The sequence below is a fragment of the Streptomyces sp. NPDC039423 genome (assembly GCF_055598725.1).
The window spans coordinates 354,429-368,363 of record NZ_JBVKAH010000007.1 but is presented as its reverse complement, the minus strand read 5'-3'; the positions used below and the strand labels follow the sequence as shown (position 1 = coordinate 368,363).

Below are 13,935 nucleotides of genomic sequence, written 5' to 3'. Positions count from 1 at the left end.
GCCCCCAGTGTGCCCGGGAGCCCGCCGGGACGGCGTAAAGGAACGATCAGTGACCGTCAGGCACGGCCGGCGGCGCCGTCGGCCCCAGGAGCCTCCTGAGCCCCGTCGGTCCCGCGGGTCGTGTCGGTCCCGGCGGAACCGGCGGAACCGGCGGAACCGGCGCTCCCGGAGGCCGCCGTCTCCGCCGGGCCACCGGCCGGGGAGCCGGTGGCACCGCCGGCCGGCGCGGCCGGGCGGGGGGCCGCGGCGGGGCCGGACGGCTTGCGGCCGAGCAGGCGGTCGGCGCGGGACCCGACGCCCCACGCGGTGACCCGCCACAGCGCCTCGACGACGATGTCCCGGCTCATCTTGGAGTCGCCGAGCTCCCGCTCCACGAAGGTGATGGGCACCTCGACGACGTGGTACCCGGCGGCCACCGCGCGGCGCGCAAGGTCGACCTGGAAGCAGTAGCCCTGGGAGGCGACCTCGTCGAGCCCCAGGCCCTCCAGGGTCTCCTTGCGGAAAGCCCGGAATCCGCCGGTGACGTCCCGGATGGGCACGTCGAGGAGCAGGCGGGAATAGGTGCTGCCGCCGCGGGAGAGGAACTCGCGGGACTTGGGCCAGTTCACGACCCGGCCGCCGGGGACCCAGCGCGAGCCCAGCACGAGATCGGCGCCCTTGAGGGCCGTCAGCAGCCGGGGCAGTTCCTCGGGCTGGTGGGAGCCGTCGGCGTCCATCTCGACGAGGACGCCGTAGTCGCGCTCGATGCCCCAGCGGAAGCCCGCCAGGTAGGCGGCCCCGAGGCCTTCCTTGCCCTTGCGGTGCAGGACGTGGACGTGCGCGTCCTCGGCGGCCAGTTCGTCGGCCAGCTTGCCGGTGCCGTCCGGGCTGTTGTCGTCGGCGACCAGGACGTCGACGTCCGGCACGGCGGCGCGCACCCGGGACACGATCGGCTTGATGTTCTCGGCCTCGTTGTAGGTCGGGATGATCACCAAGGCTCTGCCGAGCGGGCCGTACCGCCTCTGGCCACCGTCGTTCACTGCTGCCCCTTACGTCCGTACACGGATCACCACCATAGCGAGCCCGGGGCGCGGCCCGTCGCGGCGCGGTGCGCAAAGCGGCCGGACCGGCCGCGACGGCCCGTGCGGCGGGCGGTGCCGCGGGCGGCGCGGAGCCGGCACGGAAGGGCGCCGGAGGGCGTGGGGAGGGCGCCGGGCGGGGCGCGGATGGGGGCCCGACGTCCTTCGGGCCGACCTGGGGCCCGCTGGCTGCGGGTCGACCGAGAGCCGTTGTCTACTGAACGTCCGGGCCCCACCCGGGTCGCACCTCCCCGGGCTCCGGGGAGCAGGGGGGACCTCCGGCCGGCGGGTGCCTCCCTTCGCCCCCGGCACGCGGGCGCTGGACCTGGCTCCCAGTGGTGGTGTGCCGGTGCGGCGCACCACCCCATGGCCCAGCGGCGTTCGAGGACTGCGTGGAGGTCGGCCGGTCGGACGTCCTGTGGTGGACGCGGCCGAACCTACCCGCCGCCGACCGCTCGCTGTCAACAGTCGTTCCACCTGGGGTGATTGACAGAAACAGCAGGTCAGAGGGGAAGATCCGCAGGTCGCGGGGGACCCTGCGGGAAGCCGGCCGGACCGTGCGGCCCCGTCACGTCACTCGTTCGGTCGCAGGAAGACGGTGCGTCCGCCGACGACGGTCCGCAGGCAGACGGGGAGGTCCACGCCCGGGGTCAGGTCGGGCAGGCCGGGCGTTCCGGAACGGGGGTCGGTGGACCAGCGGGCGACCCGGTCGTCGGGTGCCTGGACGACCAGTTCGTCGGCACGCCAGACCGCGTAGTCGGCGGGCGCGCCCGGCACCAGGACGCCGGCGTCGTCCCGGCCGGTGGCCCGCCAGCCGCCCCGGGTGTGGGCGGTGAAGCCGGCCCGCACCGAGATGCGGTGCTCCGGCGTGCGGTGGAAGGCGGCGGCCCGGACGGTGCCCCAGGGGTCCAGCGGGGTGACGGGGCTGTCGGAGCCGAAGGCCAGGGGGACGCCGGCGCGCAGCATCGCGGCGTACGGGTTGAGCGTGCGCGCCCGCTCGGCGCCCAGCCGCCGCGCGTACATCCCGTCCTCCCCGCCCCAGGCGGCGTCGAAGGCGGGCTGTACCGAGGCGGTGAGGCCGAGCTCGGCGAAGGCGGCGATGGTCTCCGGGGTGAGCATCTCGGCGTGCTCGACGCGGTGGCGGGCGGCACGCACGCGTGCCAGGCCGACCGCCTCGGCGGCCGCCCGTACGCCGTCGACGACGGCGCTGACGGCGGCGTCCCCGATGGCGTGGAAGCCCGCCTGGAGCCCGGCCTCGGTGCAGGCGGTGACATGGGCGGCGACGGCGGCGGCGTCCAGGTGGGCGGTGCCGGTGTGCCCGGCGTCGGCGTACGGCTGGTGCAGGCAGGCGGTGTGCGAGCCGAGGGAGCCGTCGACGAAGAGGTCCCCGGCCGCTCCGACCGCGCCCAGTTCGCGGACGCGGCGGGCGTCCTTCTCGCCGGTCACCGCCTCGGCCCAGTAGCCGACGACCCGGAGGCCGGGCTCCTCGGCCGCCAGCGCCAGCAGAGCGGTGAAGTCGTCCTCGTCGGAGATCTCCGGGCCCGCGCACTCGTGGACGGTGCCGATGCCCAGGGAGGCGGCGCGGGCCAGTGCGGCACGCTGGGCGCCGGCGCGCTGGGCGGGGGTGACGGCGGCGTGCGCGGCGGCCCGTACGGCGTGGTGGGCGGCGCCGGTGAGCGGCTGGTCCGGGTGGTGTCCGGGCAGGTCGGTCACGCCGGGGACGAGGTCCAGCAGGGCGGTGGTGACGACCGCGGAGTGGACGTCGACGCGCGGCAGGTAGAGCGGGCGCCCGCCGGTGGCCTCGTCGAGTTCGGTACGGGACGGGGGGCGCTGTTCGGGCCAGCGGGCGGCGTCCCACCCGTGGCCGAGGAGGACCCGGTCGGTGGGGCGCGCGGCGCTGTGCGCCCGTACGCGCTCCAGAGCCTCGGCGAGCGTGCGGGCGCCCGACAGGTCGAGGCCGGTGAGGGCGAGCCCGGTAGCCGTGGTGTGGACGTGCGCGTCGGTGAAGGCGGGGGTCACCAGGGCGCCTTCGAGGTCGATCACCTCGTCCACGCCGGAGGCGAAGGCGTCGGCGGCGCCCTCGGACCCCACCCAGGCGACATGGCCGCGTTCGACGACCATCGCGGTGGCGAAGGGGTCGGCGGGGCTGTGGACGTCTCCGCCGCGCAGGAGCACGGTGCGGTGTGCGCTCTCGGTCATGACGACCAGCCTAGATACCTGGTCAGACGCGCGGGGGCCGGGCCTCGTACGGAGTGGACAGGACCACGGTGGTACGGGTGGAGACGCCGGACTGCGAACGGATCCTGGTGAGCAGGTGCTCCAGCTCGAGCGGGGTGGAGACCCGCACCTTGAGGATGTAGTTCTCGTCGCCGGCCACGCTGTGGCAGGCCTCGATCTCGGCGATGTCGGCGAGCCGGTCCGCGATGTCGTCGGGGGCGCTGGGGTCGAACGGTTTGACCGAGATGAACGCGGTCAGCGGCAGGCCCACCGCCTCGGGGTCGACGACGGCGGCGTAACCGCGGATGACTCCGCGCTGCTCGAGGCGTCGGACGCGCTGATGCACCGCCGAGGTGGACAGGCCCGTGGCCTTGCCCAGATCGGTGTAGCTCATGCGCCCGTCCTTGACGAGCAACTCGACGATCTGACGATCCAGCTCCTCCATGCGGTCAACCTATTGCCCCGGGTGCCCCGCGGCACAGTCGGAGGCGCCCCGGAAGGGCACCTGCGGGCGGCATGTGACGAAGGCCACAGGTTTGTGGCAGGCGTCCTTCGTGACCGGATGGTTATTCGCGCGCGTGGAAGGGAATTGGTTGCTGTGGTCGAGGCCGCAAGAGCCTGGTCGGCCCACCCGAGGGGGAGATTCTCCATGCAGGAGCCTGTTGATTCGGTCGCATCCCACGAGGACGACGAACTCGACGCGTACGACACTTTCGAAATGGTCCGGGTCATTTGCCCGGACTGCTCGCAGCCCATCGCACTGCTGGCGGACGAGGACGAGCTGCCGGAGCACGCCCTGTGCCCGACGCCGTGGAACCCGTTCGTCCTGACGGTGTGCACGGGCACGGGACGGGCCGCGTCGGAGGCGCGGCCGGCCGACGAGTCCCTGGAGCTCCAGGAGCAGGACACGGCCCTGCTGCTGACCCTCCCGCAGGGGCTGGACTGGCGCACACAGCCGTTCTCGCACGTGGGCGGCCCCGGTTCGCGGCCCATCAAGGTGCCGCGCCCGACGCAGCGCCGGATGCCGCGGATGGGGCGCGCGGCCTGACGGGTCCGGCCCCGGCGCCCGGCCCGCGTGCCGGCCGCTCCGGCTCCACCCGGATCACTTGGTGACGGTCCCGCGTCCTCGCCCTGAGCACGGCGGGGGCGCGGGACCTCACCGTCCGCCGCTCTCATGGCTGTTGACCCCACAGGGATGTGACGGTGCGTCAACCGGGTCCGGCGCACCGGTGCGCGATGGGGGCGACCTCCCCGTACGGGCTCGGCGGTCGGGGGTGAACTGGCGCCCGAATGCGCCGGGGGGTGACCAGGCGGGACCGCCCGGCGTTGGCCGGGCATGACCTCGCTGCACTCGACGTACCCGACGTACCCGACGAGCGGCTACGGTGCGAGCCGCATGGTCCCGGGTACGGAAGAATCGGTTCCGCAGTCCTCCGACCCGCCCATCTACCGGGCGCTGGTCCGTCAGTGGGCCGGCAGCGGCAAGACGCTGCCGGGCCGCCGCGACCAGGAGTGGTCCCGGCTCACGGCGGCCCCGGTGTGGGCGCTGCCCGGGGAGATCAGCGGCTCTCGGGGCCCACGACGTGACGGGCGATGACCATCCGCTGGATCTGGTTGGTGCCCTCGACGATCTGGAGCACCTTGGCCTCACGCATGTAGCGCTCGACGGGGAAGTCGGCGGTGTAGCCGTAGCCGCCCAGTACCTGCACCGCGTCGGTGGTGACCTTCATCGCCGCGTCCGTGCAGAAGAGCTTGGCCATGGCCGCCTCCCGGGAGAACGGCAGGCCGGCGTCGCGCAGCCGGGCCGCGGACAGGTACAGCGCGCGTCCCGCCTCGACCTGGGTGGCCATGTCGGCCAGCATGAAGCGCAGGCCCTGGAAGTCGGCGATGGGGCGGCCGAACTGCTTCCGGCCGGTGGCGTAGGTGAGCGCTTCGTCCAGCGCCGCCTGGGCGACGCCGATGGCGCACGCGGCGATGCCGAGCCGGCCCGAGTCCAGTGCCGACAGGGCGATGGCGAAACCCTGGCCCTCGTCGCCGATGCGGCGCGCGTCGGGGACGCGCACGCCGTCGAAGTGGAGCTGGGCGGTGGGTGAGCCCTTCATGCCCATCTTCTTCTCCGGCGCGGCGGCCGAGAGGCCGTCCGCGTCGCCGGGGACCAGGAAGGCGGTGATGCCGCGCGGTCCTTCGACGCCCGTGCGGGCCAGGACCGTGTAGAAGTCGGCGACGCCGCCGTGGGTGATCCACGCCTTGGTGCCGGTGATGACCCAGTCGTCGCCCTCGCGGACGGCCTTGGTGCGCAGCGAGGCGGCGTCCGAGCCGGAGGAGGGCTCGGACAGGCAGTAGGCGCCGAGGAGCCCGCCGCCCAGCATGGCCGCCAGGTGCTCGGTCCGCTGCTCCTTGGTGCCGTAGCCCGCGAGGGCGTGGCAGGCGAGGGAGTGGACGCTCACCCCGAGGCCCACGGTGAGCCGGGCGGCGGCGAGCTCTTCGAGGACCTGGAGGTAGACCTCGTACGGCTGGTCGCCGCCGCCGAAGGCGGAGTCGTACGGCAGGCCGAGCAGACCGGCTTCGGAGAGCAGGGTGAAGACCTCGCGCGGGAAGCGTCCGGCGTCCTCTTCCTCCGCCGCGCGCGGTGCGATCTCCCGCTGGACGATGTCACGAACCAGGGCGACGAGGTCCCTGGATTCCTCGGTGGGCAGCTGTCGTTCCACCGGCTGCGGGGCGCGGTCGGACATGGGGGCGCTCTCCTCCCTATCGGGCGCTGCGGCGGGCGCGCGCGAAGGGTAGGGCGGCGCCGCCGGGTCTCACTGCTTCGCCGATGCTGCCTTCCCGGATCACGGAACCGGCTGACCAGCGGCTGTGGCGGGTTGAGTATGCCCGATCGAGTGGCTCCCGTCACCGGTGGGCCGGGATGCCACGGGGACGCGACGGTCCGGAAGCTCGAGGGCCTGGGGGTGCCGGCGTGAAAACCGCTGCTCGGCATGGGCTTCCACGGCCCCGGGCGGCACCGCGAACGGGGAGCTGATCCGCTCCGTCCGGGAGCGGACCCGCCGCCCGGACCGCCGGGGCCGTCAGATCAGGCCGAGCCGCGTGACCAGCATGGCGAGGACGACGACGAGCACCCAGCCCAGGATGTGCTCCAGCAGCTCGGGGCCGTCGTCCTTCGGCCCGCCGGTACGGGCCCTGGGGGCGGCGAGGGCAGCGGCGTTGGTGGTCATGGTTTCCCGCTCTGTCGACCGTTGGGGGACGCCCTCCACAGTGCCAGCGCGGACGGGCCCCGGGGTAGAGACGTTCATCACGGTCCCGGGGCCGTCCGCCGCTGTCCGGCCCCGCTCAGCGGACGCCGACCGCCGCCAGGGCCCGGCGCTGCGCGGTCGTCGGACGGGCGGGCCAGTACAGGTAGCAGACGCCGCCCGTGCCGGAGACCACCTTTCCGGTGGCGTTGTAGCGCTTGGTCCGCAGCCAGATGTTCTCCCACTCGCGGCGCCGGTAGACCCGGCGTACGGCCTCGTTGCTCGGGGACGCGGGGTCGTTGGCGATCACGTCGCCGCCCTCGGTGAAGCCGATCACGGTCATCAGGTGGCCCGCCGTGCCGTAGCCGGCGCCCGTCAGCTCCTCGGCCCGGAAGGACTGCGAGGTGATCGCCGGGACACCCGCCCGGACCAGCGTCTCCAGGTCGGTCAGCGACCGCAGCCGCGTGACGACGGCGCTCAGGCCGTCGTAGGTGGCGGCGTAGGCGGCGTTGAAGGGCCAGTTGCCGCAGCCGTCGTACTGGTGGTCGAAGGTGGAGCGGGCCGCGTGGCACACCTGGGGGTCGGCGTAGGCGGGGTCCACCCAGGCCAGGTCCTCCGCGGTCGGCCGGCGGCCCCAGTACTCGACGATCATCTGCGAGGAGGTGGGGCTGCACCAGGCCTCGCCGCCGTTGTCGTACTCCGGGTACTGCCCGATGTGGAGGTTCTGGGAGTAGCGCGGGACGACCAGCTCGCGCGCCACGCCCGGCTCGGAGGCGGGCACCGTGAACCGGTCCGGGACGTCGGACGCCATGGCGCCCACCCGCCACACGGCCGGGGTGAGCCGGGTGCCGGGCCGGCGGTGGAGCGTGAGCCGCAGCCGGTAGGAGACCAGGCGCAGCCCGCTCGCCGTGTCGTCGACGGCGAGGGTGTCGGTCCAGACGCTGCTCCTGCCGTCCGTCTGGCCGTCCACCGAGGTGCGCCGGATGTCGCCGTCGCCGGCCGCCCAGCGGCCCATCACGTACCAGGGTGTCTCGGAGCCGTCCGGGTACCGGCCTTTCAGCTCGACCGCGATCCAGGTCCCGGCCGGGGTGGCGGCGTTCCAGGAGGCGATGACCTCGGTCGCGGGGGCGGTGGGGATGTGCTCGGGCGAGGTCCAGGTCGCGTATTCCCAGGTGCCCTTCGTGCCGGTGTGCGGATCGGTGTAGTCGGTGCGGCCGGCGGGGGTGTCGATCACCAGCGCGGGGCGCTGGGAGAGGACGGCGCGGGTCCCGGCGCGGATGCCGGTGCGCCAGTCCGTGTACGAGGTCCAGAAGCGGTTGTCGACGAAGCCGGACGACGCCCGGGGGCCGGCCGCGGCCCCGGTGGTGCCGCCGGCGGTCAGGGCGGAGACGGGCGCCGAGGAGGCCGCGGCGGTGCCGGCCACGGCGAGCGCGGCCGCCAGCACGGTCCTGCGGGCGGCCGACGGCGCTTCGGGCGGCGGGGAACTGGTCATGGCGAGACCCCCGGTCGGTCGGGATGTTCGACGGGTACGTCAGGGCGGCGCGTACGACAGGTGCGTACGGCGGGTCCGCCCACTATCCCGGTTCCGGCGGCGGATCGGCCAGCGCCGCGGCACGCGTCGCCCCACGAATATTGGTCTCCACCTGTGGCTTTGTAGGGTGGCCGCATGGACGCCCTCGACCGCCACGCCGCCGCGCTTCGCGCGCTGCCGCCTTCGTGCGGCCCCGTCCGGCTGGTCGCGGTCGACGGACACGCCGGCTCGGGCAAGTCCACGTTCGCCGGCCGGCTGGCGGCGGCGCTCGGCGGCGCTCCCGTCCTCCACCTGGACGACATCGCCACCCACGAGGAACCGTTCGCCTGGACGGACCGGCTCCGGGAGCAGGTGCTCGAACCGCTGACCCGTGGCGAGGTCGCCCGCGTTCACCCGTACGACTGGAATCTGCGGCGGTTCGGTCCGCCCCGGCCGCTCCCGCCGGCCCCGGTCGTCCTCGTCGAGGGCGTGGGCGCCGGACGCCGGGCGCTGCGGCCCGTTCTGGCCCGGCTGCTGTGGATGGAACGGGGCCCGGTGGAGTCCTGGGAGCGGGGCCGGCACCGGGACGGACCGGCCCAATCGGCGTTCTGGGACGGATGGACGGCGGCCGAGACCCGGCATTTCGCGACGGACCCGTCCCGGCCCTTCGCCGACGTCCTGGTACGCGAGTGCACCGTGGGATACGAGTGGCTGCCGGGGCCGTCTGTGACAGCGAGCCCGGACCACATCGTCACGTGACGTAACCGGCTCCGGCCCCCGTCCGGTCCACCGTACTGAGCAGTCGGAAATCAGCCTCCAGAGTGCCCCAACTTCGCTTGACCGACGGGGCTTACAGGTCTTACGTTCTCAATGTGCGGCTTTTCGGAGCCGACACGGACGCGAAGCCCCCGGTTGTTCCCCCGTGATCGGGGGCTTCGTTCTGCCCCCACCCCGCCGATTCCGGCGCCGCTCGAGCACCCGACGCTCACCGTCGGTCACCATTCCCGGGAAGCTCGCGGGCCCCTTCGCGCTCTTAAACGAACACTCCCCGTGCAGGTACGATGCCCCTCGGTGCGGTCAAATCCCGTTGATGAGAGGGCGATTGGGAACGCTTCCGGCGGGCGGCCGCCCGGCGGACAGGTACGGGGACACGGTTTGTGGGGGACCCGATGGACATCGGCACGCAGGGCACGCACGCCCCGGCCGACCTCGCCTGGCTGCGTGGCGTGGACGCCTACACCATGGGTGCGTATCCGCAGGCGGAGGAGGAGTTCCGGGCGGCGGTCCGGATCGATCCCGGCATGGCCGACGGCTGGCTCGGACTGCACGCGCTGCGCGTCGACACGACCACCGCGCTGCTGCGGATGTACCGCAACCGGGACCGGTTCGGTGAGCAGCGGGCCCGCTACCGCCGGACGCTGAACTCCTGGTACTGGCTGGGCTGGTGGGTCCAGCCCGTGCTGGAGTCCCCGCGCGACCTGCTGCTCGCCCACGCCTCCCACTGGCTCGACGGCCGCCACGTGCCGGAGCTGGACCGGGCGCTGGCGGGGCTGCCGCCCGTGGACGCCGACCCGCAGGTGCGCTTCCTGCACGCCTGCCGGGCCTACCTGGTCAAGGACTGGGACCAGCTCGTGCGCCACACCGAACCGCTGGTGGGCGATCCGCTGCTCGGCATCGAGGCCGGGCTGTTCGGCGGCATGGCCCGGGTGCGCCTGGAGATGTACGGGCAGGCGGAGCCGCTGCTGGCCGCCGCCCTGATGCGCTGCCGCAGCGAGCAGCCGCAGCGCAAGGAGCTGCGCTACTGGCTCGCCCGCGCGCGCGAGGGCACCGGCCGCAGCGCCGCCGCCCTCCCCCTGTACCGGGCGGTGCACCGGATCGACCCGGCCTTCATGGACACGGCCGCGCGGCTCGCCGCGATCGCCGAGTACGACGGGTTCGACGGGACCGACGACCCGGTGGCCGACCTGGCCGCCGTCTCCCTGGCCGGCTTCGGGCAGGACGCGGCGGACCTCCCCGACGTCCCGGACGCCCCGCCCGGCGACGGGCTCCGTCTGGGCGGCGACCCGCAGCAGCCGCCGGGGCAGGCGCAGGGCGGGGGGCAGCCGCCGGGCCAGGCACCTGCCCAGCCGCCCGCCCCCGCCCACGGCGTACGGGAGCAGGCGCCCGGTCCCGGCCGGCCGCGGACCCCGGCGTTCCCGGCGAGCCCCACCGATCCGGCGCTGCTGGCGGAGGCGCTCGCCGAGCTGGAGCGCATGGTGGGCATGGAGCCGGTCAAGCGGCAGGTGAAGGCGCTGTCGGCGCAGCTCGAGATGGCGAGGCTGCGGGCCGAGCAGGGGCTTCCGGTCCAGCCGCCGAAACGTCACTTTGTCTTCTCCGGTCCCTCCGGCACCGGGAAGACCACCGTCGCCAGGATCCTCGGCCGGGTCTTCTACGCGCTCGGGCTGCTCGGCGGCGACCACCTCGTGGAGGCCCAGCGGTCCGACCTGGTCGGGGAGTTCCTGGGGCAGACCGCCGTGAAGGCCAACGAGCTGATCGACTCGGCGCTGGGCGGGGTGCTGTTCGTCGACGAGGCGTACTCGCTGTCGAACTCCGGCTACAGCAAGGGCGACGCCTACGGCGACGAGGCGCTCCAGGTGCTGCTCAAGCGCGCCGAGGACAACCGCGACCACCTGGTGGTCATCCTCGCCGGCTACCCGGAGGGCATGGACCGGCTGCTCGCCGCCAACCCCGGTCTGTCGTCCCGCTTCACCACCCGGGTCGACTTCCCCTCGTACCGGCCCGCCGAGCTGACCGCCATCGGCCAGGTGCTGGCCGCGGCGAACGACGACGTCTGGGACGAGGAGGCCCTCGACGAGCTGCGCTCCATCAGCGGCCACGTCGTCGAGCAGGGCTGGATCGACGAGCTGGGCAACGGCCGGTTCCTGCGCACGCTGTACGAGAAGTCGTGCGCCTACCGGGACCTGCGGCTGTCCGGCTACACCGTGACGCCCACCCGCGAGGACCTCGCCACGCTGCGCCTGCCGGACCTGATGCAGGCGTACGGCGAGGTCCTGTCGGGCCGCGGTCCCTCGAACCGCGGCCCCCAGGACCCGCCGGGCGGCTACTGACCCGGGCGGGGTGCGCCCCGGGCGGATCAGGCGGTCAGGACGCCCTTGCTGGCGGAGCCGGAGGGCTGCTCCGACGGCGCTCCGGCGAGCGGCTCCTGGTTCCGGTCCGGACCCGGCTCCTGGTTCCCGCCCGTTGCCGTGCCCGGCCCCGTCCCCCGGTCCAGGTCCCGGTCGCGGTCGTCGTCCGGGGAGCCGGCCGGGGGCGCGGGGGCGACCATCGGGACCGGTGGCGCGGCCGAGCGGTGTGCCGGGTCGCGTACCTCGCCGACCAGCATTTCCAGGACGTCCTCCAGGGCGACCAGGCCCAGGATGCGGCCCGACGCGTCGGCGACCTGCGCCAGGTGCGTGGCCGCGCGGCGCATCACGGTGAGGGCGTCGTCGAGCGGCAGCTCCGCCCGCAGCGTGGCCATCGGCCGCCAGACGTGCTGCGGTACGGCGCGGCCGGCGTCCTCCAGGTCCAGCACGTCCTTGACGTGCACGAACCCCATGAAGCCCCCTCCCCCGCCCTCCGCGCACACCGGGAACCGGGAGTACCCGGTGCGGACGGTGAGCTCCTCGACCTCGGCGGGTGTGACCGACGGGGTGACCGTCACCAGGGACGGACGCGGGATGAGGACGTCGGACACCGGGCGGCTGCCCAGTTCCAGGGCGTCCTCCAGGCGTTCCTGTTCGGCCGGGTCGAGCAGCCCGGCCTGGCCGGCGTCCTCGACGAGCCGGCCGAGCTGGGCACGGGTGAAGACCGCCTCCACCTCGTCCTTGGGCTCCACCCGGAAGGCCTTCAGCACCAGCCGGGAGCACGCGCCCAGCGCCGCCGTCACCGGACGGCACAGCCGGGCGAAGCCGACCAGCCCGGGGCTGAGCCACAGCGCGGTCCTCTCGGGCGCCGCCATGGCCAGGTTCTTCGGCAGCATCTCGCCGATGACGAGGTGCAGGAAGACCACCACGGCGAGCGCGATGACGTAGCCCAGTGGATGGACCAGGCCCTCGGGCAGCCGTACCGCGTGGAAGACCGGCTCCAGCAGGTGCGCCACCGTCGGTTCGGCGACCGCGCCCAGGGTGAGCGAGCAGACGGTGATGCCGAACTGCGCGGCGGCCATCATCCGCGGCAGGTTCTCCAGGCCGTACAGGACCTGCCGGGCCCGCTTGGAGCCGGGGCCGAGGGGCTCGATCTGGCTGCGGCGTACCGAGACGAGGGCGAACTCGGCACCGACGAAGAAGCCGTTCGCGAGCACGAGCAGGCCGGCGAAGAGGAGCTGGAGGACGCTCATCGGACCGCCTCCGTCATGACACCGGCGTCCGCCGTGCGGACCAGCCGCACGCGTTCGGCGCGGTACCGGTCCACCTGGCGCACGGAGAGGCGCCAGCCGGGCAGTTCGGCGCGGTCGCCGGGGGCGGGGATGCGGCCGAGCAGGTCGGCCACGAGCCCGGCGACGGTCTCGTACGGCCCGTCGGGGACGTCGAGGCCTATCCGCTTCAGGGTGTGGACGCGGCAACTGCCGTCGGCCTCCCACGCGGCATGGCCGTCCTCGGCCGCGACGGCGGCGAGTTCGGGCAGGTCGTCGGCCTCGGCGTCGTGCTCGTCGCGGACCTCGCCGACGAGTTCCTCGACGATGTCCTCCAGGGTGACGACGCCGGCGGTGCCGCCGTACTCGTCGACGACGACGGCGATCGGCTGCTCACTGCGCAGCCGCTCCAGCAGTGCCTGGGCGGGCAGGGTCTCGGGGACCAGCAGCGGAGGGACGGCGACCCGGCCCACCGGGGTGCGCAGCCGCTCGTGTCCGGGCACGGCGAGCGCGTCCTTGAGGTGGACCATGCCGACGATCTCGTCGATGCGGTCCCGGTAGACCGGGAAGCGCGACAGGCCGGTGGCCCGGGTGAGGTTGACGACGTCCGCGGCCGTGGCGTCGGTGCGCAGGGCGTTGACCTTCACGCGCGGGGTCATCAGGTGCTGCGCGGTGAGCCCGCCCAGCGAGAGGGTGCGTACGAAGAGGTCGGCCGTGTCCTGTTCGAGGGCGCCGGCCCGTGCCGAGTGCCGGGCGAGCGAGACCAGCTCGCCGGGGGTACGGGCGGAGGCGAGCTCCTCGGTGGGCTCGACGCCCAGCAGCCGCACGAGGCGGTTGGCGGCGGCGTTGAGCAGGGTGATGACCGGCCGGAAGGCGGACGAGAACAGCGCCTGCGGGCCGGCGACGAAGCGTGCCACGTGCAGGGGCCGGGAGACGGCCCAGTTCTTCGGGACCAGCTCGCCGATCACCATCTGGACGGCGGACGCGCCCAGCATGCCGATCACCACCGCGGCGCCGGAGACGGCCCCCGCGGGCAGTCCCGTGGCGGTCAGCGGCCCGTCGAGGAGCCGCGCGAGCGCCGGTTCGGCGAGCATGCCGACGACGAGCGAGGTGATGGTGATGCCGAGCTGCGTGCCGGACAGCTGGAAGGACAGCTCCCGCAGGGACGTCACGACCGTGCGGGCCCGCCGGTCGCCCTCGGCGGCGGCGCGTTCGGCGTCCGCCCGTTCCACGGTGACGAGGCCGAACTCGGCCGCCACGAAGAAGCCGTTGGCGAGGATCAGAAGGAATGCCGCGGCGAGCAGCAGGAGGGGGATGGTCATGCCGCCGACTCCTCGGAGGGGGCGGCGCAGGTACTACCGGACGATCCGTCCATTGCTGGAGGGAATCACTCCTCGGGTCGCTGGGGCCCCGCCGGCCGTGTGGTGCGTGGTGCTGCCGTGTGTGCGGGGCGGTGGCGCGGTCGGCGCCACCGCCACAAGAGTAATCACGCGGGGCCCCGGTGGGGCAGAGGGTCGGCGCCCATCCGGG

Annotated in this window: 11 protein-coding genes; 3 read left to right on the top strand and 8 right to left on the bottom strand. The window is 74.1% G+C overall.

Annotation, left to right across the window (positions count from 1 at the left end):
- Positions 1-56: 56 nt before the first annotated feature.
- The 3 genes from ACZ7LK_RS24010 to ACZ7LK_RS24000 all read right to left on the bottom strand — a co-directional run bounded on the left by ACZ7LK_RS24010 (position 57) and on the right by ACZ7LK_RS24000 (position 3,720).
- Complete coding sequence (locus ACZ7LK_RS24010) at positions 57-971, bottom strand: polyprenol monophosphomannose synthase (protein WP_471143185.1); 915 nt, start codon at positions 969-971, stop codon at positions 57-59.
- Between the two features lie 660 nt (positions 972-1,631).
- Positions 1,632-3,257: an amidohydrolase gene (locus ACZ7LK_RS24005; RefSeq protein ID WP_469462388.1), complete on the bottom strand. Its 1,626-nt coding sequence runs from the start codon at positions 3,255-3,257 to the stop codon at positions 1,632-1,634.
- Positions 3,258-3,279: 22 nt separating this feature from the next.
- On the bottom strand, positions 3,280-3,720 hold the full coding sequence (locus ACZ7LK_RS24000; RefSeq protein WP_392276013.1) for an Lrp/AsnC family transcriptional regulator: 441 nt from the start codon (positions 3,718-3,720) through the stop codon (positions 3,280-3,282).
- A gap of 204 nt (positions 3,721-3,924) precedes the next feature.
- Between ACZ7LK_RS24000 and ACZ7LK_RS23995 the strand changes: the two genes are divergently transcribed.
- Positions 3,925-4,323, top strand: coding sequence for a hypothetical protein (locus ACZ7LK_RS23995; RefSeq protein ID WP_392276012.1), 399 nt, complete (start codon positions 3,925-3,927; stop codon positions 4,321-4,323).
- Between the two features lie 511 nt (positions 4,324-4,834).
- Here the strand turns inward: ACZ7LK_RS23995 and ACZ7LK_RS23990 are convergent.
- The 3 genes from ACZ7LK_RS23990 to ACZ7LK_RS23980 all read right to left on the bottom strand — a co-directional run bounded on the left by ACZ7LK_RS23990 (position 4,835) and on the right by ACZ7LK_RS23980 (position 7,997).
- Positions 4,835-6,007, bottom strand: a complete 1,173-nt coding sequence (locus ACZ7LK_RS23990; protein ID WP_392276011.1) for an acyl-CoA dehydrogenase — start codon at positions 6,005-6,007, stop codon at positions 4,835-4,837.
- Positions 6,008-6,343: 336 nt separating this feature from the next.
- On the bottom strand, positions 6,344-6,490 hold the full coding sequence (locus ACZ7LK_RS23985; protein WP_392276010.1) for an SCO1431 family membrane protein: 147 nt from the start codon (positions 6,488-6,490) through the stop codon (positions 6,344-6,346).
- Between the two features lie 115 nt (positions 6,491-6,605).
- Positions 6,606-7,997 carry a C39 family peptidase gene (locus ACZ7LK_RS23980; RefSeq protein WP_471143180.1) on the bottom strand — a complete coding sequence of 464 codons (1,392 nt, stop codon included), beginning with the start codon at positions 7,995-7,997 and terminating at the stop codon, positions 6,606-6,608.
- 174 nt (positions 7,998-8,171) lie between these two features.
- On the opposite strand from ACZ7LK_RS23980, the gene ACZ7LK_RS23975 reads away from it, so the two are divergent.
- Together ACZ7LK_RS23975 and ACZ7LK_RS23970 are read left to right on the top strand one after the other, a co-directional pair.
- Positions 8,172-8,774, top strand: coding sequence for a uridine kinase family protein (locus ACZ7LK_RS23975; protein ID WP_392276008.1), 603 nt, complete (start codon positions 8,172-8,174; stop codon positions 8,772-8,774).
- Between the two features lie 410 nt (positions 8,775-9,184).
- On the top strand, positions 9,185-11,122 hold the full coding sequence (locus ACZ7LK_RS23970) for an AAA family ATPase (protein ID WP_392276007.1): 1,938 nt from the start codon (positions 9,185-9,187) through the stop codon (positions 11,120-11,122).
- Positions 11,123-11,148: 26 nt separating this feature from the next.
- On the opposite strand, the gene ACZ7LK_RS23965 is transcribed toward ACZ7LK_RS23970, so the two are convergent.
- Positions 11,149-12,390, bottom strand: coding sequence for a hemolysin family protein (locus ACZ7LK_RS23965; protein ID WP_392276006.1), 1,242 nt, complete (start codon positions 12,388-12,390; stop codon positions 11,149-11,151).
- Entirely contained in the window at positions 12,387-13,727 is a 1,341-nt protein-coding gene (locus tag ACZ7LK_RS23960) for a hemolysin family protein (RefSeq protein ID WP_392276005.1), read from the bottom strand. Before ACZ7LK_RS23960 ends, ACZ7LK_RS23965 begins: the two co-directional genes overlap by 4 nt.
- Positions 13,728-13,935 lie beyond the last annotated feature (208 nt).